The sequence below is a fragment of the Pseudoxanthomonas sp. OG2 genome (assembly GCF_014192765.1).
Lineage (GTDB): Bacteria > Pseudomonadota > Gammaproteobacteria > Xanthomonadales > Xanthomonadaceae > Pseudoxanthomonas_A > Pseudoxanthomonas_A beigongshangi.
Genome location: NZ_JACHYM010000002.1, coordinates 956586 through 977334 on the forward strand (window position 1 = coordinate 956586; position 20749 = coordinate 977334).

The window sequence follows — 20749 nt, forward strand, 5'->3', positions numbered from 1 at the left end:
CGGTGCCCCTTCCATGGCCAATCGTCCCCAACGCTATCGCATCACCGTCACGCCCGTGGAGGCGGACGGGCTGCCCTGCACCAGCCGGTGCACCATTGAATTCGAGCATCACTGCCACGACGACTGGATGCGGGTGCTGGAGAACGTGCAGCGGCTCCGCGGCTTCACCGGCGACGAGCGCACCGCGCTGGTGATCGGCGCCAAGCTGCTCGGTGGCCTGATGGCCGACCACCGCAACGATCAGGACGATCTGTTCGCTTCCCTGCGGCCGCATGTCGAGGTGTTCCTGCAGGACCTGAAGCAGCGCGCGCCCGGTTGACTGAAGATTGCCGCCACCGGTTAGCCGGCGGACAGAATCCCCGCGTTATCGTGCGATGACTCCCTTTTTCATGGATCCCGGCAACGCATGACTCCACGCTTCCGCCCGCTGGCGTCGACCGCCCTGCTCGGCCTGCTGTTGCTGCTGGCCGGCTGCGGCACCATGAACGCCGTCACCGGTTTCTTCGGCGATCAGATCAGCTTCACCGAACCCCAGTTGCAAAAACGGCTCGACCGCAGCTTCCCGCGCGAGTTCGACAAGCTCGGCGGACTGGTGTCGGCCACGCTGAGCCATCCCCGCCTGTCGCTGGCCGGTGGCGACGATCGCCTGCGGCTGGATTTCGACATCGGCGTCAGCGCGATTGGCGCGGGCGACGTCGCCCGCGGGCGCTTCGCCGTCGCCAGCCGCCTGCGTTACGACCCGGCCACCCAGGGCCTGCATCTGGACAACCCGGAACTGCTGAGCGTGGATCTGCCCGGTTCCGGCAGCGTCATGAAGGGCGGCACCCGCGAACTCATCAACGCGGTGCTGGTCGAATACGCGCGCCAGGAACCGATATACCGCATCGACAGCGACGTGCTGGATCGCCTGCCGCGCGGCAAGCACATCGGTGCGACCCTCATCGAAAACGGAAAAATCGTGGTGAAACTGGATGGAAACTGATACCCGCACCCTGCGCCGACTGCGGCGCTCCCGTCGCCTGCTGGCCGCCGCGCTCGCCGCCAGCACGGCCGCACTGCCCTTCCCCGCGTGGCTCGCGCATGCCGAACCGGCCGCCGCCATCGCGGCGGACAGCCTGACCCTCACGCCCGCGCAGTTGCAGAGCGCCGCCGAACCAGCGTTTCCGCGCAAGGAGACCTGGCTGGGTGGCCTGGCACGCCTGACCCTCAGCCGGCCGGTGATCGCCATTCCGGCCGGCGGCGATCGCATCCAGATGGATCTCGACTACGACGCTACGCTGGCCGGCAGCGGCAACCGGCAGGGACGCTTCCGGGTTGCCAGCGGACTGCGTTATGACCCGGCCACCCAGGGCCTGCACCTGGAGCGCCCGGAACTGATGGATCTGCAGGCGGATGGCCAGGGCAAGCCGATGGACGCGCAGACCCGCGAGATGATCAACGGCCTGCTGGAGCAATACGCGCAGGACGAACCGATTTATCGGCTCGACGCCGAGGCGCTGGCGCAAATCCCCGGCACCCTCTCGTCCGATGCCATCCGCATCCAGGACGGGCAGGTCCACCTGCGTCTGGGCCAGTGAACGCGAAGCGGCGGGGCGGCCCGCCGCTTCGAATTCCCGATCGCCTCGCCGCGACCGGCCAACAGGTCACAGCTCGAAGCGATAGCTCAGCTTGACCAGCAGTTGTTCGTCGTCGCGCAACCCGAACGCATCGCCCAGCAACGCGCCTGCGCTATCCCCGAAGCGGTTGTTCTCGCGTCCGCCACGGCCGTAGACGACATACAGGTAGGACAGCGGCGCCAGCTCGTAGCGATAGCGGATCTGGAAACCCAGATTGCTCAGGCTGAAATCGTTGATCTCGTCGTCGCTGCGCAGCGCATCGCCGCCGGCCATCACCCGGTAGGCCTGGCGGGCACGGGCGTCGAGCGCGATCGACTGCAGCTTGACGCGCAGTTCCTGGCGGTCGCTGATGGTCCAGTTGAGGCCGGCATTCACATGCCACTCGCGCCCCTCGAAGCTGCCGATCAGGTTGTCGTACTGCCAGACCAGCCAGTCCGGGGTGCGATCGGCATAGAAGCCGCCGTACAGGCTGAAGGCGTCGTTGATGAAATAGGTGGCCTGGTATTCGAAGGCGTAGCCGATCTCGTCGTTGCCGGCGAGGCCGCCGCTGACCAGATCCGCATAGACGTCGTGCGCCCAGTGTCCCTTGCGCGGACGTTCGTACTCGTAGTGCGCATTGAAGCGGGCCGGCACGTTCACCGAACCATGGCCGCGGGTCAGCAGGTCCTCGACGCCCGAGGTGTTGATATTGATCTGGGCGTACTCGCTGGCACCGTTGCGCAGTTGTCCCTGCCGGCTCATCCGGAACTGGTTGTTCAACCGCTCGCCGTGGTTGTTGTAGACCGAACTGACCCGCCAGCGCCATTCCTTCGATGAGTAACGCGAGCTTTCGGGCTGGTCGGCGAAGCGCCGCTTCACCTCCCAGTGCAGGTAGTTCATGCTGTTGCGCGACAGGTAGCCGGCGTCGTTGATCTGCAGGTCGTTGCCGAAATGCATGGCGATCCACTGCTGGCGCCAGCCATGATCCATCTCGTAGTCGGCCCAGACCGTGGCGCCCAGATCGCGGGTGGTGTCGCCATGCTCGTCGATCTGGCTGCCGAACACGCGCGTGCGCACGTTCCAGCGCGCGGTCGGACGCCAGTTGTGGTCGATGCCGAACACGGTCGCCTCGCGATCAAGGTACGGACGATCCACGCGGGTCATCATCATGCCCAGGTTCTGGTCCTTGAAATCACGCACCAGCCGCAGCGCGTAGAACGAGCGCCCCACCTCGTCCGCCTCGTCGGCGGCAAACACGCCGTACTTGGTCTGCCCGAACGAGCCGTTGAGCTTGACCGCGGCGGTGATGTCGCCCGCGCCACGGCCATCGTCGGCCGGCCCGCCGACCCGGCGGGTATACAGCAACTGGCTGAAATCCGACGGCGTGGTGTATTCGAACAGCCCCTGGTTCTCGGTGAAGAACGGTCGCTTGTCGCTGATGAAGGTTTCGGTGGCGCTGAAGTTGACCACCAGGTCATCGCTTTCCACCTGGCCGAAATCGGGATTGAGCGTGGCGGTCATCTGGAACTGGCCGTTGGGCTTCCAGAACAGATCCACGCCGCCGTCGAAATCGCTGTCACCGCGAATGTTGTCGTACAGGCCCGATGCGTACGGCGTGATCGCCAGCAGCGACTGGCTGTACCGCGGCACTTCGACAGGCGTGAACTCGGACAGGAACCGTGACCGCTCGAAGCTCGCCACCGGCCAGGCCACGCGTTCCCCGGTGGAGCCGACGACGCGATCCAGATAGATCTTCATCCGGCGGACATCGCCCTCGCCACCGCGCATCGGTGCGATGTACCAGGGAATCAGCATTTCCGCCGACCAGCCGTCGGCATCCTCGCTGACCGCGTGCTTCCAGTTGCCGTCCCAGTCGTCGTTGAAATCGGACTCGTTGGTGATCACCGCGTCGGCGACGCCATCGGTCGAGGAAATGGTGAAGTTGTAGCCGGTGCGGCCGTCACCGTCGAAATCGATCATCAGGTTGACCCGGTCCACCTGATCCTCGAAATCCCGCTGCACGCGCTGGCGGGTACGACTGGCGGCCGGCTGGATATTGCGGAAGCCGATGGCAAGCCCATCGGGCGTGGCCAGCACCCACGCCTCGGTCGGGTGGGTCGCCGGCGTGCCGGTCAGCGGCTGCACCTTGCGGAAATCGGTGATGTGCCGCGCGCCCTGCCATTCGGCCGGATCGATGCGGCCGTCCACGTCGATGGCCAGGGCCGGCGCGGACAACGCCATCAGGATGGAGAGACTCAGGATTGCCGCGCGCATGTCGGGAGTTCCGTTGGGCTCGTGCCCGTTGGACGCCACCCTAGCGTTCCGGTGACCGGTCACCGACTGGCGTAGGTCATGTCAACCATTTGGCCGCCGCCTGCATCCCGTCACAGGCGGCACCCGGTGTAGCGGCGATTACGATTTGGGTTGCAGCATCGTGCCCGTGCACTTCTTGCTGCCGCACCGGCAGGCCCAGACCTTCTTCAGGCGGGCGGTGTGCGGCTCGTCCAGGACGATGCCGTAGTTGTAGGTCAGTTCCTCGCCGGGCTTGATGTCGCGGATGGCCTCGATGAACACCTTGTCCTTCTTGCGGTTCTTGCCGTCGTGTTCCTCGATGACCGCTTCGCAGTTGGGATCGCAGCTGTGGTTGATCCAGCGCGCCTTGTTGCCCTTGTGGTTGGCGTCGATGACGTATTCGTCGTTGAGGGTGAACAGGAAGGTGTGGCCGGATTCCACGTCGCCGCTGTCGTCCTCGTCCACTTCCTCGTGGGTGCGCCGCTTGCCCTTGTACTCGACGACGCGTTCGCCCTTCTCGAGGGGCGCGATGGCGAATACGCCATTGCCATGGATGTCGGACTTGCGGGCTTCAATCTTGCGGGGCATGCGGGTTCCGGTGGAGGGCGGGAGGGAGGATTCTCGCTCAGACCGCCGGGGATCCCAAGCATCCGCGATTCCGGCGAATCCCCGCCAACCGCAAACCGGGGCCGGCACGTGCATGGCCGGCGCATGAATCCCGCGCGCACCGCTTGTCCGGTCGCCCCGGAACCGCGCGTTAAACCGCCTGCTTCCCAACCACCCTTCTCCGCAACCACCACGAGCCGCCGCCATGCCCAACCCCGTTTCCTCGCCAGGACTGCGGTCCTGCCTGCTGTCATCGATCGTGCTGCTCGGAGGCTGCCAGGCGCAGGCCGGCAAGCCGGGAACCTCCCCCGCCGCGCTCCCGCCCGTGGCGGACGCGGCCGCTGACGTCATGGCGCGTGGCGAATACCTGGTCCGGATCGGCGGGTGCAACGATTGCCATACGGCGGGCTACGCCGAGCGCCAGGGCGACGTGCCGACCGCGCAGTGGCTGACCGGCTCGCCGCTGGGCTACCACGGCCCGTGGGGCACGACCTACGCCAGCAACCTGCGCCTGCGCATGCAGGAGATGAGCGAAGCCCAGTGGCTGGCCTACAGCGGCAACCTGCGTACCCGGCCGATCATGCCGGACTTCACCCTGCGGGCCATGAGCGAAGCCGACCGCCGCGCGATCTACCGGTTCGTGCACTCGTTGGGCCCGGCAGGAGAAACCGCGCCGGCCTACCTGCCGCCCGGCCAGACCCCGCCCGCCCCCTACTTCTCCCTGGTCCTGCCGGAAGCTCCGGCCGCGCCAGCCACCGCCACGGCCCCGGCGCGAAACTGAACAAGTTCATGCTTGGCGGGGCGCCGGGTTAAAGCGTACAATTTCGGTACGTTTTTAATTCCCCCATCCCGCCATGCTCCGCGTCACCAAGCTCACCGACTACGCCACCGTGGTGCTGACCGTGCTCGCCGCACGGCCGGGCGAGGTGCTGAGCGCCACCGATCTGGCCGATCACTCCGGACTGGAATCGCCCACCGTCAGCAAGGTCCTCAAGCCGCTGGCCCAGGCCGGCCTGGTCGAGGGCCTGCGCGGCGTGCATGGCGGCTACCGGCTGAGCCGGGCCGCCGCCGACATCAGCCTGATCGAGATCGTCGAGGCCATGGAAGGGCCGCTGGCGATGACCGAATGCAGCCAGGCCGACAGCCACTGCGGGATCGCGCACCAGTGCGGCGCCCGCGCCAACTGGCGCCTGATCAACGACGTGGTCGCCGACGCCCTGCGCGGCGTGACCCTGGCGCAGATGCTCCACCCTCCCGCTTCCCCCGACGACGTCCGCCGGCGCCCGATCGCCGTGCGCGTCGCCAGCAGTTGAGTACACAGGCAGCCCAATGGCCACCGAGAACGCAGAAATCCTGGAACAGCTGGGACGTCGCTATGACGCCGGCTTCATCACCGACATCGAATCCGATTCGCTGCCGCCCGGCCTCAACGAGGACGTGGTGCGGGCGCTGTCCGCCAAGAAGGACGAACCGGAGTGGATGACCGAATGGCGGCTGGCCGCCTACCGCCACTGGCTGACCATGCCGGTGCCGCACTGGGCCAAGCTGAAGATCGCCCCGATCGACTTCCAGGCCATCAGCTATTACAGCGCGCCCAAGGCCAAGTACAAGTCGCTGGACGAGGTGCCGCAGGAACTGCTCGACACCTATGACAAGCTGGGCGTGCCGCTGCACGAGCGCGCCAAGCTGGCCGGCGTCGCGGTCGACGCGGTGTTCGACTCGGTCTCGGTGGGCACCACCTTCCGCAAGGAACTGGCCGAGAAGGGCGTCATCTTCTGCTCGATGAGCGAGGCCATCCGCGAGCACCCCGAACTGGTCCGCCAGTACCTGGGCAGCGTGGTGCCGACCGGCGACAACTACTTCGCCGCGCTGAATTCGGCGGTGTTCTCCGACGGCAGCTTCGTGTTCATCCCCAGGGGCGTGCGCTGCCCGATGGAACTGAGCACCTACTTCCGCATCAACGCCGGCCACACCGGCCAGTTCGAACGCACCCTGATCATCGCCGAGGACAAGAGCTACGTGTCCTACCTGGAAGGCTGCACGGCGCCGATGCGCGACGAGAACCAGCTGCATGCGGCGGTGGTCGAGCTGGTGGCGCTGGAAGACGCCGAGATCAAGTACAGCACGGTGCAGAACTGGTACCCGGGCGACGAGGAAGGCCGCGGCGGCATCTACAACTTCGTGACCAAGCGCGGCGAATGCCGCGGCGCGCGCAGCAAGATTTCCTGGACCCAGGTGGAGACCGGCTCGGCCATCACCTGGAAGTACCCGTCCTGCGTGCTGCTGGGCGACGACTCGGTCGGCGAATTCCACTCGGTGGCGCTGACCCATCACCGCCAACAGGCCGACACCGGCACCAAGATGATCCACATCGGCAGGAACACCAAGTCGAAGATCATCAGCAAGGGCATCAGCGCCGGCCGCGGCCAGAACACCTACCGCGGCCTGGTCAAGGTGGACCGCAACGCCGCCAACGCGCGCAACTACACCCAGTGCGACAGCTTGCTGATCGGCAAGCAGTGCGGCGCCCACACCTTCCCCTACATCGAGGTGAAGAATCCGAGCGCCACCCTGGAGCACGAGGCCACCACTTCCAAGATCTCCGACGACCAGCTGTTCTATTGTCGCGCCCGCGGCATCAGCGAGGAGGACGCGGTGTCGATGATCGTCGACGGCTTCTGCAAGCAGGTCTTCCGCGAGCTGCCGATGGAGTTCGCGGTGGAAGCCAAGAAGCTGCTGGAAGTGTCGCTGGAAGGCAGCGTCGGCTGACGCTTTCTTCCCGGGATTCGGGATTGGAGATTGGGGATTCGCAAGAGCGAAACCCGCTCCCCCGCTTCCCTCCTGCATTCAACGAATCCCTATTTCGAATCCCCAATCCCATGCTCAAGATCGAAAACCTCCACGCCAGCGTCGCCGGCAAGGAAATCCTCAAGGGCCTGTCCCTGGAAGTGAAGCCCGGCGAGGTCCACGCCATCATGGGCCCCAACGGCGCCGGCAAGTCCACGCTGGGCAACATCCTGGCCGGCCGCGAGGGCTATGAGGTCACCGCCGGTTCGGTCGAATTCGACGGCAAGGCGCTGCTGGAGCTGGAGCCGGAAGAACGCGCCGCCGCCGGCGTGTTCCTGGCCTTCCAGTACCCGGTCGAAATCCCGGGCGTGAACAACACCTACTTCCTGCGCGCGGCGCTCAACGCCCAGCGCAAGGCGCGCAGCGAGGACGAACTGGATTCCATGCAGTTCCTCAAGCTGGTGCGCGAGAAGCTGGCCGTGCTGCACCTGCGCGACGATCTGCTGCACCGGGGCGTCAACGAGGGTTTCTCCGGCGGCGAGAAGAAGCGCAACGAGATCTTCCAGTTGGCCGTGCTGGAGCCCCGGCTGGCCATCCTCGACGAGACCGACAGCGGCCTGGACATCGATGCGCTGAAGAACGTCGCCGACGGCGTCAACGCGCTGCGCTCACCGGATCGCGCCTTCCTGGTCATCACCCACTACCAGCGCCTGCTCGATTACATCAAGCCGGACGTGGTGCACGTGCTGGCCGATGGCCGCATCGTCGAAACCGGCGGTCCGGAACTGGCGCTGGAACTGGAGCAGCACGGCTACGCCTGGATCAAGGATCGGGTGGCCCCCGAAAAGGTCGCCGGATGAGCGCCCTGCTGGATTCCCTCGCCACCGGCTTCAGCGGCGACGCCGCGCGCCGCGCGGTGCTGGACGAGGCGCTGCGCGACGGCCTGCCCGGTCCGCGCGCCGAGGCGTGGAAGTACACCTCGCTGCGCCAGCTCGAACGCCGCAGCTTCGCCCCGGTCGAAGCCCTGCCCGCGCTGGATCCGATGCTGCTGGCCGGCATCCCGGGCCCGCGCGCGGTGTTCGTCAATGGACGCTATTCGGTCGCGCTTTCGCTGACCAGCGACTTGCCGGAAGGCGTCAGCCTGCAGCTGTTGTCCGAGGCGCTGGCCGAGGGCGGCGAATCCGCCCGCTTCCTGCAACGCCGTTTCGAACGGAGCGATGAAGTGTTCGCCCGCCTCAACGCGGCCCTCGCCAATGAAGGCGTGCTGCTGCGGGTGGCCGAGTCCGTCGAAGTCGAGGCGCCGCTGCACCTGGTGTTCATCGGCGCATCCGACGACACCGACCATGCCTGGCATCTGCGCAATCTCGTCGAACTGCGCGCGGGTGCCTCGCTCAAGGTGTTCGAACATCATTTCGGCACCGGCTCGCACGCCCATCTGGCCAACACGCTGGTCCATGTCCATGTCGGGCGCGGTGCGCGCCTGGCCCACGCGCGCGTGCAGGAAGACGGCGATCGCGCCACCCACCTGTTGCGCACGGATGCCGTGCTGGCCAGCGATGCCGAATACCGCCGCATCGATCTGGAACTGGGCGCGGCGCTGTCGCGGCATGAGTTCAACGTGCGGCTGGAAGGCGACCGGGCCCGCCTGATTGCCAACGGCGTGCTGCTCGCCGACGGCCGCCGCCATCTGGATACCCGGCTGGGCATCGACCACATCGCCCGCGACACCGCCTGTGAGCTGACCTGGCGGGGCCTGGGCGCCGGACGCGGACGCGCGGTGTTCCATGGCGGCATCCTGATCCGCGAGGGTGCCGACGGCACCGACGCGGCGCTGTCGAACAAGAACCTGCTGCTGTCCGACAACGCCGAGATCGACACCCAGCCGGTGCTGGAAATCCATGCCGACGAAGTGAAGGCCGCGCACGGCGCGACCGTCGGCCGGCTGGACGCCAACGCGCTGTTCTACCTGCGTTCGCGCGGCCTTCCGGAAACGGAAGCGCAGCAGTTGCTGACCGCTGCGTTCTGCCGCGAGCCGATGTCCATCATCACCAACCCGGCGGTGCGTGAGCAGTTGTCGCAGCGCATCGACCAGGCCCTGGCCGGGCTGGGTGCGCCGTGAACGCCGGTCCCGCGCCACATCGCGATCCGGCCGGCACGCCCGACTGGGCGCGCGTGCGCGCCGACTTCCCGCTGCTGGAGCGCCAGGTCCACGGCAAGCCGCTGATCTATTTCGACAGCGCCAACACCGGCCAGAAACCGGCCTCGGTAATCGCCGCCACGGATGCGTTCTACCGCCGCCACAACGCCAACGTCAGCCGCGCGGTGCACACGCTCGGCACGGAAGCCACCGACGCCTATGAAGGCGCGCGCCGCAAGCTGGCCCGCTTCCTCAACGTGCGCGCCGACGAACTGGTGCTGTGCAGCGGCACCACCTTCGCGATCAACCTGGTCGCCTACTCCTGGGCGCTGCCGCGCCTGGGCAAGGGCGATGTCATCTTGGTTTCGCGGATGGAGCATCACGCCAACATCGTGCCGTGGCAGCTGGTCGCCCAGCGCACCGGCGCCACGCTTCGCGTGGCCGAGATTCTTCCGGACGGTTCGCTGGACCTGCCCGGCCTGTACGCGGCGATGACGCCGGATGTGAAGCTGCTGGCGATTACCCACGTGTCCAACGTGCTGGGCACGGTCAATCCGGTCCGCGAGATCTGCCGGGAAGCGCGCAAGCACGGCATCGTCACGATGGTGGACGGTTCGCAGGCCACGCCGCACCGCCCGGTGGACGTGGCCGCGATCGGCTGCGATTTCTATGCCCTGACCGGCCACAAGATGTGCGGGCCCACCGGCACCGGCGCGCTGTGGGCCCGGCGCGAGCATCTGCAGGCCATGCCGCCCTTCATCGGTGGCGGCGAGATGATCAAGGAGGTCAGCTTCGACGGCACGGTGTTCAACGACCCGCCGCACAAGTTCGAGGCCGGCACGCCCAACATCGCCGGTTTCATCGGCCTGGGCGCGGCGGTGGATTACCTCGAGTCGGTCGGCATCGCCAACATCGAGGCGCGCGAAACCGAACTGCTGGCCCACGCGACCGAGGAGCTGCGCAAGATCGACGGCCTGCGCATCTTCGGCACCGCGCCGGAGAAAGCCGCGGTCATCTCCTTCCTGGTCGAAGGCGCCCATGCGCACGATCTGGCGACCCTGCTGGACCTGGAAGGCGTGGCGATCCGTTCCGGCCAGCACTGCGCGCATCCGCTGCTGCAGTTCTTCGGGGTCGCCGCGACCTGCCGGGCCTCGCTGGCCTTCTACAACACCCACGCCGAAATCGAAGCCTTCGCCGCCGCGCTGAAGAAAGCCCGCAGCCTGCTGGCCTGATTGCGGCGCGCATCCCCCTGTAGGAGCGACGTCAGTCGCGACCGGATACCTGGGCCGCCCGGAATCCCGGTCGCGACTGACGTCGCTCCTACAGTTGGGGGGCGGTTTTCCGTAAGATCGGCGCATGAGCACGCTGACTTTCCGTACCGCGACCGCCGCGGACATCCCCGCCCTCGTCTCGCTGGTGACCTCCGCCTACCGTGGCGAGGTCAGCAAGCAGGGCTGGACCACCGAAGCCGATCTGCTGGATGGCCAGCGCATCGATCCCGAAGGCCTGCTGCGTGACATCGAACGCGCCCGGAGCCGCATCCTTGTCGCCGAACGCGATGGGCAGATGCTGGCTTGCGCGCATGTCGCGGTGGAGGACGGCGCCGGCTACTTCGGCATGTTCTCGGTCCGGCCCGATCTGCAGGGCGGCGGCGTGGGCAAGGCGGTGATCGCCGAGGCCGAACGCGTGGTTCGCGAAGACTGGCGACAACCGGCCATCCGGATGAGTGTCATCGACGTGCGCGACGAACTCATCGCCTTCTACGAGCGTCGTGGCTACGCGCGCACCGGCATCAAGAAGCCCTTCCCCTACGGCGACGAGCGCTTCGGCATTCCCAAGCGCGACGATCTCCGCTTCGAGGTGCTGGAGAAAGCGCTGTGAGCGAGAACTGGACCTTCGTCTGCGCGCTGGGCGAAATGCTGCCCGGCGAGATGCGCACGGTGTTCGACGAAGTCACCGGCACCCCGATCCTGGTGATGAACTACGACGGCGATTTCTACGCGCTGGAGGATCGCTGCAGCCACGAGGATTTCGAACTGTCCTCCGGCAATTACGACGGCGACGAGGCCACCATCGAATGCATCCTGCACGGGGCCAAGTTCGACATCCGCGATGGTCGGGCGCTGTGCGCGCCGGCCTATTCGCCGGTACCCAAGTTCCCGGTCAAGCAGGAACACGGCGGGCTCTGGACCCGCGACGACCGCGGCTGATCGGCACGCCGGCAGCGGCTTTCCAAAAGGGCGGATTCCCCGGAATCCGCCTTTTTTGTTTCTTCCGCACCGCCATTCGGCGAGGCGTCTTTGCGAAAGAGAACAATTATCATTAAGATTATAAATTCGTTATCCGGCTGACCCGCCCCGCTCCCCTTGCCCCTTCCGACCCGCCCCCGTGACGAACGTCGCAGCGCCCTCTTCTGGGCGCTGCTGGGACTGTTGTGGTCGCTGGTGTGGCTGCTTCCGGTCGCATCGGCATCCGTCGCGGCCGTCACCGGCCCGACCGTGGTGGCGGCCGCGTTGTCCGAGGGGACTCCGGCAGCGGAGGCAAACACCCGGGACGCCGAAGAGAGAAGTCCCGCCACAGGCTGGCAACTCCCGTCCGTGGACTCGATCGCCGCCGTCGAACCTTCACCCGAAGGCGAGTTCGACCCTGCGAGCGGCCCCGCCCCCGCTGACCGCCCCGGCTTCCAGCCCGCACGTTGCGCGTCCGTCCGTTCCGGCGATGTCCGGTTCCGGTCCGACGCCTGCCGTCTGCCGCACGGCCACGCGCCCCCGCGCGCCTGAATCCGCACTGGCGATCCGGATGCCCGGGCCGCCAGCGCCCCCGCTTCCCCATCGCCCGTCGCCACGGGGATTCCCTTCCGAAACCGCCAAGACACCCATGAACCCGATCAAGTCGCGCAAGCACGCCACTCCCGCATCCCGTTCCCCGAACGGCCTGACCACCGCCACCCTGCTGACCAGCCTGGCGCTGGCCGTCCCCGCCGCCGCCCAGGTCGCCTCCGACACCGCGCCCAAGCCGGATCCGACCACCCTGCCGGAGGTGCACGTCGAAGGCACCTCGGTCGGCGAATACAAGGCGGACAAGCTGGCCTCGCCCAAGTTCACCCAGTCGCTGCAGGACACCCCGCAGACCATCCAGATCATCACCGACGATCTGTTCAACCAGCAGGGCGCGACCACCCTGACCGAGGCGCTGCGCAACAGCCCGGGCGTGGGCACCTTCTTCGTCGGCGAAAACGGCAATACCGCCACCGGCGACACCTTGTTCATGCGCGGCTTCGACAGCTCCAGCAGCATCTTCGTCGACGGCGTGCGCGACCTGGGTTCGATCTCGCGCGACGTGTTCAATGTCGAACAGGTCGAAGTCGAGAAGGGGCCGGCCGGCACCGACAACGGCCGCAGCGCACCGACCGGCGCAATCAACATGGTCAGCAAGCAGGCCACGCGGAAGGACGCGATCAGCGCGACCGTCTCGATCGGCAGTGACGACCAGAAGCGCGTCACCGCCGACTGGAACCAGTCGCTCGGCATCCCCGGCGCGGCGTTCCGCCTCAACGTGATGGCGCAGGACAGCGACGTGCCCGGCCGCGATCTGATCAACAACAAGCGCTGGGGCGTGGCGCCGTCGCTGGCGTTCGGCCTGGGCTCTGATACCCGTTACTTCCTCAACCTGCTGTACGTGAAGCAGGACAACGTGCCGGACGGCGGCGTGCCGACCATCGGCCTGCCGGGCTACAGTTCGCCGGACCCTGCCCGTCCGCAGATCGCGCTGGCGCCGCGCGTGGACAGCGAGAACTTCTACGGCACGCGCTTCGATCACGACGACGTGACCGCGCAAATGGCCACGTTCCGCTTCGAGCACGACTTCTCCGACACGCTGAAGCTGACCAATACCGCACGTTGGGGCAAGAACGAACAGGACTACATGCTGACGGCATTCATGCTGTCCGCCACCGGCACCACGCCCACGCTGACCATCCCCGACATCAACAATCCTTATGGCTGGACGGTCAACCGCAGCCTGCCAACCTTCAAGGATCAGGAATACACCATCGCCACCAACCAGCTGAACCTGCGCGCCGACTTCTCGACCGGCCGCGTGCAGCACAACCTCAGCACCGGACTGGAGTTCGCGCGCGAGGAACTGGAAAGCTGGGGCGTCGCCACGATCCCGGGGACCGCCTGGCCGGCGGCCAATCTGTACAACCCCGACCCTGACGTCAGCGGCCTGCGCTGGGGCCGCAATGGTGCGCATAGCAAGGGCAAGATCACCACGTCGTCGCTGTACGCCTTCGATACCCTGAAGTTCAACGAAGCCTTCCTGCTGACCGCCGGCATCCGCCTGGATCACTACAAGACCGACTTCAGCAGCCTGGTCGCCTGCGGCGGTCGCGGCGGTCCCGTCTGCGGCAGCCTGCCCACCGGCACCATCGTGCCGGGCGTGGATCGGGATGCCTCCGATACCCTGGTCAACTGGAAACTCGGTGCGGTCTACAAGGTGGGCAACGTCGCCAGCGTGTATGCCAACTACGCGCTTTCGCAGCAGCCTCCGGGCGGTACCGCGCTGGAACTGAGCAACGCGGACAACAGCGCCAACAATCCCAAATACGACCCGCAGAAAGCCAAGACCTTCGAGGTCGGCAGCAAGTGGAACCTGCTGGGTGACGATTTGCTGCTGACCCTGGCGGTGTTTCAGACTGACGTGAGCAACGAAGTGATCACCGAGAACGGGGTGACCTTCCAGGGCGGCGAGAAGCGCGTGCGCGGCGTGGAGGTTTCGGCGGTTGGCAAGCTTACCGACGACTGGTCCGTGTCCGCCGGCTACACCGCGATGGACGCCACCGTGAAGGATGGCCCGGTCGTGGCGAACGACAAGACCCGCGATCTGGGCTACACCCCGGACAGCGCCTTCACCGCCTGGACCACCTACGAACTCCCCTTCGGCCTGACCGTCGGCGGTGGCGTGCGTTACTCCGGCGAAATGAAGCGCGGCACCGACGGTGCCGTGGGCACGCCGAACTTCGTCAAGTCGTACACGGTGTGGGACGCGGTTGTCAGTTATGCCTTCAGCCCGAACCTGGATCTGCGCTTGAACGCCTACAACCTGTTCGACAAGGACTACGTGGCGGCGATCAACAAGAGCGGCTACCGTTACACGCCGGGTGCGCCGCGTTCGGTGCTGCTGAGCCTGAACCTGCGGTTCTGACGCGGTCGTGGCGGGGAGGCGCGCGCCTCCCCGTTTTCCTCCAAGGAGCAAGACATGCTGCTGCATATTCCCCAGGTGCTCGCCCCACAGGAGGTCATGGCGATGCGGCAGGCGCTGGACCAGGCCGACTGGACCGACGGCCGCGAGACCGTCGGCGTCCAGGGCGCGCAGGTCAAGCGCAACGAGCAGTTGCCGGACGCCTCGCCGCTGCGCGAACAACTGGGCCAGCGGATTCTGGCCGCGCTGGAACGCAATCCCCTGTACTTCGCCGCGGCGCTGCCGCTCCACGTCGTACCACCGCGTTTCAACCGCTACCAGGGCGGCGGTGAATACGGCTTCCACATCGACGGTTCGGTGATGCTCACCCGGACCCCGGATGGCCGCAGCCAGGCGGTGCGCTCCGACGTGTCCTGCACGCTGTTCCTGTGCGAGCCCGGCGAATACGACGGCGGCGAGTTGATCGTCAGCGACACCTATGGCGAGCACGAAGTGAAGCTGCCCGCCGGCGACATGGTGCTGTATCCGTCCAGCAGCCTGCACAAGGTCCAGCCGGTGACGCGTGGCGCGCGCCTGGCCTCGTTCTTCTGGGTGCAGAGCATGGTGCGCGACGACGCCTGCCGGCGCCTGCTGTTCGAGATGGATACTTCGCTGGAGACGTTGCGGCAGACCGGCGCGGACAACGCCGCGGTGGTCCGGTTGACCGGCGTGTACCACAACCTGCTGCGGCGCTGGGGCGAAACATGAGCGGCAAGATGCCTCTCATTTGCATTTGATAATGGTTCTCATTAAAATCCCTGCGCTTGCCGTCCCCTTGGGGCGGCCATCCACGCAGGGGTAAGTTTCTGTTCCAGGCGATCCGCCAGGCTGTCCAATCCCGCCGGTCGCGCCGCGAGGTGCGTCCGCGTGCGGCATGGCTGGCCGTGCTGGCCTCCGTATGCCTGTTGCTGTCCACCCTGCACTTCGGCGCCATGGCCGGGCAGCGTCCGCATGGTTTCGGCCACTGGGACAACCGCGCCAGTCCCGTCGGAATGCTCCAGCAGGCGCCGGAAGATGGAGCGCCCGATGCGGGGCGCCATGACGATCAGCCGGCCAAGAAGCGGCGCGTCACCCTGCAGCCGGTTTCCCAGCACGCCGAACCGGAACCGGTGGCGACGCCGAGGGAGCTCCTCCCCGTCCTGGCATTCTCCTTGTCCAGGCAACCGCCTTCCGGCGGCGCATGCCTGCGCACTTCCGGTCGCGTGCCGAGCAAGCCGGCGCCGCCATGCCAGCGCCATCGCGGCCAGGCGCCTCCCGTGCTGGCTTCGCTGCTCCAGATCGCCTGACCGGCTGACGCGCCAGACGCGTCATATCCGCCGTCACGTCTGCGGTCCGCACCGCGCCTTCTCCCAACCAGTCCCTTCCTTCTCCTTCGCGGGGGAGGGAACCACATGCCTGTCCGACGACCATGACCCAGCCCCGCTTCCCGCTTTCCCCCCGCCACAACCGGCTCGCCGCCTGCCTGCTGCTTTCCCTTTCCGCACCCGTTGTCGCCCAGCAGATGCCCGACGGTTCCGACCGGCCCAACACCCTCGACACCGTCGTCGTCACCGCGGCCGGCTTCGAGCAGAAGATCGTCGACGCGCCGGCCAGCATCAGCGTGGTCACCCGCGAGGATCTCAGCCAGCGCCCCTATACCAGCCTGATCGACGCACTGCGCGATGTGGAAGGCATCGATGTGGGCATGGAAACCACCGACAAGAATGGTGCGGCCACCGTCAGCATGCGCGGCATGCCCTCCGAGTACACCCTGGTGCTGATCGACGGTCGTCGCCAGAGCAACGTCGGCCAGCTCTACCCGAACAATTTCGGCGGCGGCCAGTTTGCATACGTGCCGCCGCTGGACGCGATCGAACGCATCGAAGTGGTCCGCGGCCCGATGTCCACGCTGTACGGCTCCGACGCGATGGGCGGCGTGATCAACATTATCACCCGCCGCAACAGGGAAGAATGGGGCGGCTCGATCACCCAGGGCTTCACGATCCAGCAGGAAGATCAGTTCGGCGACGCACGCACCACCGATCTCTATCTCAGTGGTCCGCTGGTCAAGGACCGGCTGGGCATGGCGGTGCGCGGCAGCTGGTACGACACCGACGAGTCGAACCCGGAGTGGCCGGCGCTGCCGCTGCCGGACGGTTCGATGTGGGAACGCACGCTGGGCTTCGGCGGCGGCGGCAAGGCGGTCGCGAACACCCGCTGGAACGCCGGCGTGCGCCTGGACTTCAGCCTCGACGAGCACAATGATTTCTGGCTGGACTACGACATCTCGCGGCAGAAGTACGACAACCGCAAGGGCCAGACCGGCACCCTGGACAGCCTGGAAAGCCTGTGGCGCAGTGGCAACGCCACCCTTCCCAATCCCGATGGTCCGGGCACGGTCAGCCGTCGCGTCGTGCAGCCGCGTGTCGGCTATACCGCATGGCAGCGCTACGAGCGCGATCAGCTGTCACTGACCCACCAGGGCCGCTATGACTTCGGCACCTGGCAGACCAGCTTGACCCACGCCACGAGCAACAACCTCGGCCGCTCGCTGCCGCTGACGCTGGAAGAACGCGCCAACCTGCAGACGCTGTGGAACGATGTCTGCGCACGTCGCGGCCAGGCCGCCCGCTGCAACATGGCCAACGGCAACCTGGGCGTGCTCAACGACGCCGAGCGCGCGCGCCTGTCCGCGTTCCTGCCGCGCCCGCTGCGCACGATGGAGCTGGAAGGCTACGTGCTGGACACGATGCTCGACATGACCTTCGGCGCCCACAAGCTGACCGTCGGTGGCCAGTACAACGACACCGACATGACCGACGGCGTGTTCGGCATGGACGGCGGCGGTTATCGCGACGGCGTGAAGCAGAAGCACCGGATGTGGTCGGTGTTCGCCGAGGACAACTGGTCGTTCACCGACACCCTGACCGCCACGCTGGGCGTGCGCTACGACGATCACAACGTGTTCGGCAGCCATGTCAGTCCGCGCGCCTACCTGGTCTGGAACGCCAGCGACGCCTGGACGGTCAAGGGCGGCGTCAGTACCGGCTACAAGACGCCGCGCCCGGATCAACTGTTCCCGGGCGTGACCGGCTTCGGCGGCCAGGGCGTGCTGCCGCTGGTCGGTTCGCCGAACCTGAAGCCCGAGACCAGCACCAACTACGAGCTGGCCGCCTACTACGAGGGCGACCGCTTCGGCTTCAACATCACCGGCTTCTTCAACAAGTTCGAGGACAAGATCGCCAGCGGCGGCACCTTCCCGAACTGCGAGGTCGCGCCCGCCGGCAGCGGCTACTGCGTGGATGTCGGTCCCGGCTGGGCCGAACTGGGCTACAGCACCTTCAGCCAGAGCGTGAACATCGACGAGGCCGAGACCCGCGGCGTCGAACTGGCCGCGCATGTGGACCTGCGGGACAACCTGGAGCTGCGCGGCAACTACACCTACACCAAGTCCGAGCAGACCAGCGGCGCGGCCAAGGGCATGCCCATCGCCGGCAACCCGGCCAGGCACATGGCCAACGCCAGCCTGAACTGGCGGATCAGCGACGCCCTCAGCCTGTCGCTGATCGGCGAGGGTCGCTACGACCGCTATCGCGACACCGTGGTCACCTCGGTCAACGGCGCGACCGTCTCCAACGTTCGCTATTACGAGGACTACACCGTGTTCCACCTGGGCGGCAGCTGGAAGGCCACCGACGCGCTGACCATCAATGCCCGGGTCAACAACGTGTTCGACAAGGATTTCGTGTCCCAGTCCTGCCTGCTGATCAGCGACAGCGAGTACAGCTGCGTGGACGACTACGCGGTGAAGGAACAGCGCCGCAGTTTCTGGGTGTCGCTGAACCTGCGCTTCTGACGCGGTATCCGGCCGGTCCGCCCATCGGCGGGCCGGCCACCTCAATTGAGAGGCATTCTCATTTGTGGTCTAATTCTCCCTTCCTTCGACCCGTCCCGCCCGCTTGAGCCCAGCGCCCGCACAATCCGTCACCAGCCAGCAGCAGCGCCGGGGTTACTGGCTGCGCACGCTGCACCAATGGCATTGGATCAGTTCGGCGATCTGCCTCATCGGCATGCTGCTGTTCGCGGCTACCGGCATCACCCTCAATCACGCCTCGAAAATCGAGGCCAAGCCCGAGGTGGTCAACCGGCAGGCGCAGTTGCCGCCCGCGCTGCTGGCCAAGCTGGGAAGCCGCCAGGAAGGCAATGCGCCGCTGCCCGCTCCGGTCGCCACCTGGCTGGGCGACGAGTTCTCCGTCGGCATCGGCCGTCGCCAGGCCGAGTGGTCGGACGTGGAAATCTATCTTTCGATGCCGCGCCCGGGCGCGGACGCCTGGCTGAGCATCGATCGCGAAACCGGCTCGGTGGAATACGAAAGCACCGACCGCGGCTGGGTGTCCTACTTCAACGACCTGCACAAGGGCCGCAACGCCGGCGCGGCGTGGGGATGGTTCCTGGACATCTTCGCGATCGCCTGCCTGGTGTTCTGCATCACCGGCCTGTTCCTGCTGCAACTGCACGCGCGCCAGCGCCGCCTGACCTGGCCGATGGTCGGCCTGGGCCTGGTGGTGCCGCTGCTGCTGGCCCTGATCTTCATCCACTGATCCTTCGACGAGCCCGCCCATGACCAAGACCACCGTGTCCCTGACCCTGACGTTCGCATTGAGCGGGTTGCTGACCGTTCCGGCGTATGCCGGCGAACTGAACATCAACGTCGAAGTGCCCCAGCTCAACGTCGCCGAGTACCACCGGCCCTACGTCGCGATATGGCTGGAGGGCGCCGACCAGAAAGTCGCCGCCAACCTGTCGGTCTGGTACCAGCAGCGCGATACCGCCGAAGGCCACGGCACCAAGTGGCTGCCGGACATGCGGCAGTGGTGGCGCAAGTCCGGCCGCACCCTGAAGGTGCCGGTGGACGGCGTCACCGGCCCGACCCGTCCGGTCGGCAAGCACGCGCTGAAGTTCACCGACAAGCAGCCGCAACTCGCGCAGCTGGCACCGGGCCAGTACACGCTGGTGGTGGAAGCCGCGCGCGAAGTCGGCGGCCGCGAACTGCTGAAGATTCCCTTCACCTGGCCGGCCAAGGGCGCCGCGCAGAGCGGCAAGGCCCAGGGCAGCAGCGAACTGGGCGCCGTCACCCTGACCGTCAAGCCGTAATCAATCCCGCGCGGATGCCGATGCATCCGCCCCTTCCCATACCCGACGAAAAGCTGGAGAAACCGATGAAGCGTTCCCTGACCCTCGCCATCGCGCTGGCGTCCGCACTGCCGCTGAGCGCGTTCGCGCACAAGGCCTGGCTGCAGCCGTCGCAGACGGTGATCGCCGGCCAGAATCCGTGGATCACCGTGGACGCCGCGGTGTCCAACGACCTGTTCTACTTCAACCACGTGCCGCTGCGCACCGAGGGCCTGGCGATCACCGCGCCGGATGGCAGCAAGGTCGATGCGCAGAACCTGGCCACCGGCAAGTACCGCACCGTGTTCGACGTCGAGCTCAAGCAGCAGGGCACCTACCGCATCGCGGTGGTCAACAGCGGCCTGTTCGGCACCTGGGAAGAAAACGGCAAGCCCAAGCGCTGGCGCGGCACTCCCGCCACCTTCGCCACCGAAGTGCCGAAGGACGCCAAGAACCTGCAGGTTTCGCAGTCGGTCGGCCGCATCGAGACCTTCGTGACCAACGGCTCGCCCAACGACACCGCGCTCAAGACCAGCGGCGAGGGCTTGGAACTGGTGCCGGTCACCCATCCGAACGATCTGTTCGCCGGCGAGCCGGCCAAGTTCCGCATGCTCAAGGACGGCAAGCCGGCCTCGGGCCTGGAGTTCGAGATCACCCGCGGCGGCACCCGCTATCGCAACGCGCAGGACGAGATCAAGGTCACCACCGATGCCAACGGCGAGTTCAGCGTGACCTGGCCGGAAGCCGGCATGTACTGGCTGGAAACCACCGCGCAGGACGACAAGACCTCGTTGCCGCAGGCCAAGCAGCGCCGCCTCAGCTACGTGGCCACGCTCGAAGTCCTGCCGCAGTAATCACCAAGACCGGCGCGTCCCCCGGGACGCGCCGCGGGTCATGAGTTCCCCTTTTCCCTCCGTGTCTCCCCCGTCCTTCCCCGCTC

Annotated in this window: 20 protein-coding genes; 18 read left to right on the forward strand and 2 right to left on the reverse strand. The window is 66.8% G+C overall.

The features are described from left to right. The first annotated feature begins 13 nt into the window (after positions 1-13). The 3 genes from FHW78_RS17485 (at position 14) to FHW78_RS17495 (ending at position 1577) form a co-directional block, all read left to right on the forward strand. Entirely contained in the window at positions 14-319 is a 306-nt protein-coding gene (locus FHW78_RS17485) for a DUF3861 domain-containing protein (protein ID WP_183643632.1), read from the forward strand. Positions 320-406: 87 nt separating this feature from the next. After that, a complete protein-coding gene (locus FHW78_RS17490; protein WP_183643635.1) occupies positions 407-982 on the forward strand; it encodes a DUF1439 domain-containing protein in 576 nt (191 codons plus the stop codon). Then, positions 972-1577 (forward strand): DUF1439 domain-containing protein, encoded by a 606-nt coding sequence (locus tag FHW78_RS17495; protein WP_183643638.1) that lies wholly within the window; start codon positions 972-974, stop codon positions 1575-1577. The genes FHW78_RS17490 and FHW78_RS17495 overlap by 11 nt, the downstream gene beginning before the upstream one ends. A 66-nt stretch (positions 1578-1643) precedes the next feature. Here FHW78_RS17495 and FHW78_RS17500 read toward each other — a convergent pair whose 3' ends face one another. Together FHW78_RS17500 and FHW78_RS17505 are read right to left on the reverse strand one after the other, a co-directional pair. Further along, positions 1644-3869 (reverse strand): DUF5916 domain-containing protein, encoded by a 2226-nt coding sequence (locus FHW78_RS17500; protein ID WP_183643641.1) that lies wholly within the window; start codon positions 3867-3869, stop codon positions 1644-1646. A gap of 138 nt (positions 3870-4007) precedes the next feature. Continuing rightward, positions 4008-4475 carry an SET domain-containing protein-lysine N-methyltransferase gene (locus FHW78_RS17505; RefSeq protein WP_183643644.1) on the reverse strand — a complete coding sequence of 156 codons (468 nt, stop codon included), beginning with the start codon at positions 4473-4475 and terminating at the stop codon, positions 4008-4010. A 223-nt stretch (positions 4476-4698) separates the two neighbouring features. On the opposite strand from FHW78_RS17505, the gene FHW78_RS17510 reads away from it, so the two are divergent. From FHW78_RS17510 to FHW78_RS17580, 15 genes are all read left to right on the forward strand, one after another. Next, positions 4699-5274: a cytochrome C gene (locus FHW78_RS17510; protein ID WP_183643648.1), complete on the forward strand. Its 576-nt coding sequence runs from the start codon at positions 4699-4701 to the stop codon at positions 5272-5274. A 73-nt stretch (positions 5275-5347) separates the two neighbouring features. Then, positions 5348-5806: an SUF system Fe-S cluster assembly regulator gene (locus tag FHW78_RS17515; RefSeq protein WP_183643652.1), complete on the forward strand. Its 459-nt coding sequence runs from the start codon at positions 5348-5350 to the stop codon at positions 5804-5806. Between the two features lie 16 nt (positions 5807-5822). Continuing rightward, on the forward strand, positions 5823-7262 hold the full coding sequence (gene sufB / locus FHW78_RS17520) for a Fe-S cluster assembly protein SufB (RefSeq protein WP_183643655.1): 1440 nt from the start codon (positions 5823-5825) through the stop codon (positions 7260-7262). 110 nt (positions 7263-7372) lie between these two features. Then, on the forward strand, positions 7373-8140 hold the full coding sequence (sufC, locus tag FHW78_RS17525) for a Fe-S cluster assembly ATPase SufC (protein ID WP_183643658.1): 768 nt from the start codon (positions 7373-7375) through the stop codon (positions 8138-8140). Next, positions 8137-9399 (forward strand): Fe-S cluster assembly protein SufD, encoded by a 1263-nt coding sequence (gene sufD / locus FHW78_RS17530; protein ID WP_183643661.1) that lies wholly within the window; start codon positions 8137-8139, stop codon positions 9397-9399. Before sufC ends, sufD begins: the two co-directional genes overlap by 4 nt. Beyond that, complete coding sequence (locus FHW78_RS17535; protein ID WP_183643664.1) at positions 9396-10649, forward strand: cysteine desulfurase; 1254 nt, start codon at positions 9396-9398, stop codon at positions 10647-10649. Before sufD ends, FHW78_RS17535 begins: the two co-directional genes overlap by 4 nt. A 124-nt stretch (positions 10650-10773) precedes the next feature. Further along, a complete protein-coding gene (locus FHW78_RS17540) occupies positions 10774-11298 on the forward strand; it encodes a GNAT family N-acetyltransferase (protein WP_183643667.1) in 525 nt (174 codons plus the stop codon). Beyond that, on the forward strand, positions 11295-11627 hold the full coding sequence (locus FHW78_RS17545) for a non-heme iron oxygenase ferredoxin subunit (protein ID WP_183643670.1): 333 nt from the start codon (positions 11295-11297) through the stop codon (positions 11625-11627). The genes FHW78_RS17540 and FHW78_RS17545 overlap by 4 nt, the downstream gene beginning before the upstream one ends. A gap of 667 nt (positions 11628-12294) precedes the next feature. Beyond that, positions 12295-14622: a catecholate siderophore receptor Fiu gene (locus FHW78_RS17550; protein ID WP_183643673.1), complete on the forward strand. Its 2328-nt coding sequence runs from the start codon at positions 12295-12297 to the stop codon at positions 14620-14622. A 54-nt stretch (positions 14623-14676) separates the two neighbouring features. Beyond that, on the forward strand, positions 14677-15366 hold the full coding sequence (locus tag FHW78_RS17555; RefSeq protein WP_183643677.1) for a Fe2+-dependent dioxygenase: 690 nt from the start codon (positions 14677-14679) through the stop codon (positions 15364-15366). 149 nt (positions 15367-15515) lie between these two features. Beyond that, positions 15516-15944, forward strand: a complete 429-nt coding sequence (locus FHW78_RS17560) for a hypothetical protein (RefSeq protein ID WP_183643680.1) — start codon at positions 15516-15518, stop codon at positions 15942-15944. A 215-nt stretch (positions 15945-16159) separates the two neighbouring features. Further along, positions 16160-18493: a TonB-dependent receptor gene (locus FHW78_RS17565; RefSeq protein WP_328805145.1), complete on the forward strand. Its 2334-nt coding sequence runs from the start codon at positions 16160-16162 to the stop codon at positions 18491-18493. Positions 18494-18596: 103 nt separating this feature from the next. Then, positions 18597-19238 (forward strand): PepSY-associated TM helix domain-containing protein, encoded by a 642-nt coding sequence (locus tag FHW78_RS17570; protein ID WP_183643687.1) that lies wholly within the window; start codon positions 18597-18599, stop codon positions 19236-19238. A 34-nt stretch (positions 19239-19272) separates the two neighbouring features. Continuing rightward, positions 19273-19791 carry a DUF2271 domain-containing protein gene (locus tag FHW78_RS17575; protein WP_183644799.1) on the forward strand — a complete coding sequence of 173 codons (519 nt, stop codon included), beginning with the start codon at positions 19273-19275 and terminating at the stop codon, positions 19789-19791. 65 nt (positions 19792-19856) lie between these two features. Continuing rightward, positions 19857-20663 carry a DUF4198 domain-containing protein gene (locus FHW78_RS17580; protein WP_183643690.1) on the forward strand — a complete coding sequence of 269 codons (807 nt, stop codon included), beginning with the start codon at positions 19857-19859 and terminating at the stop codon, positions 20661-20663. Positions 20664-20749: the final 86 nt, after the last annotated feature.

Excerpts from the sequence above, each read along its gene's own strand:
- FHW78_RS17565 (WP_328805145.1), top strand. The coding sequence starts at position 16,160 with ATGCCCGACGGTTCCGACCGGCCCAACACCCTCGACACCGTCGTCGTC.
- FHW78_RS17510 (WP_183643648.1), top strand. The coding sequence starts at position 4,699 with ATGCCCAACCCCGTTTCCTCGCCAGGACTGCGGTCCTGCCTGCTGTCA.
- FHW78_RS17490 (WP_183643635.1), top strand. The coding sequence starts at position 407 with ATGACTCCACGCTTCCGCCCGCTGGCGTCGACCGCCCTGCTCGGCCTG.
- FHW78_RS17555 (WP_183643677.1), top strand. The coding sequence starts at position 14,677 with ATGCTGCTGCATATTCCCCAGGTGCTCGCCCCACAGGAGGTCATGGCG.
- FHW78_RS17505 (WP_183643644.1), bottom strand. The coding sequence starts at position 4,475 with ATGCCCCGCAAGATTGAAGCCCGCAAGTCCGACATCCATGGCAATGGC.
- FHW78_RS17550 (WP_183643673.1), top strand. The coding sequence starts at position 12,295 with ATGAACCCGATCAAGTCGCGCAAGCACGCCACTCCCGCATCCCGTTCC.
- FHW78_RS17500 (WP_183643641.1), bottom strand. The coding sequence starts at position 3,869 with ATGCGCGCGGCAATCCTGAGTCTCTCCATCCTGATGGCGTTGTCCGCG.
- FHW78_RS17515 (WP_183643652.1), top strand. The coding sequence starts at position 5,348 with ATGCTCCGCGTCACCAAGCTCACCGACTACGCCACCGTGGTGCTGACC.
- FHW78_RS17485 (WP_183643632.1), top strand. The coding sequence starts at position 14 with ATGGCCAATCGTCCCCAACGCTATCGCATCACCGTCACGCCCGTGGAG.
- FHW78_RS17495 (WP_183643638.1), top strand. The coding sequence starts at position 972 with ATGGAAACTGATACCCGCACCCTGCGCCGACTGCGGCGCTCCCGTCGC.
- sufB (WP_183643655.1), top strand. The coding sequence starts at position 5,823 with ATGGCCACCGAGAACGCAGAAATCCTGGAACAGCTGGGACGTCGCTAT.
- FHW78_RS17540 (WP_183643667.1), top strand. The coding sequence starts at position 10,774 with ATGAGCACGCTGACTTTCCGTACCGCGACCGCCGCGGACATCCCCGCC.
- sufD (WP_183643661.1), top strand. The coding sequence starts at position 8,137 with ATGAGCGCCCTGCTGGATTCCCTCGCCACCGGCTTCAGCGGCGACGCC.
- sufC (WP_183643658.1), top strand. The coding sequence starts at position 7,373 with ATGCTCAAGATCGAAAACCTCCACGCCAGCGTCGCCGGCAAGGAAATC.
- FHW78_RS17580 (WP_183643690.1), top strand. The coding sequence starts at position 19,857 with ATGAAGCGTTCCCTGACCCTCGCCATCGCGCTGGCGTCCGCACTGCCG.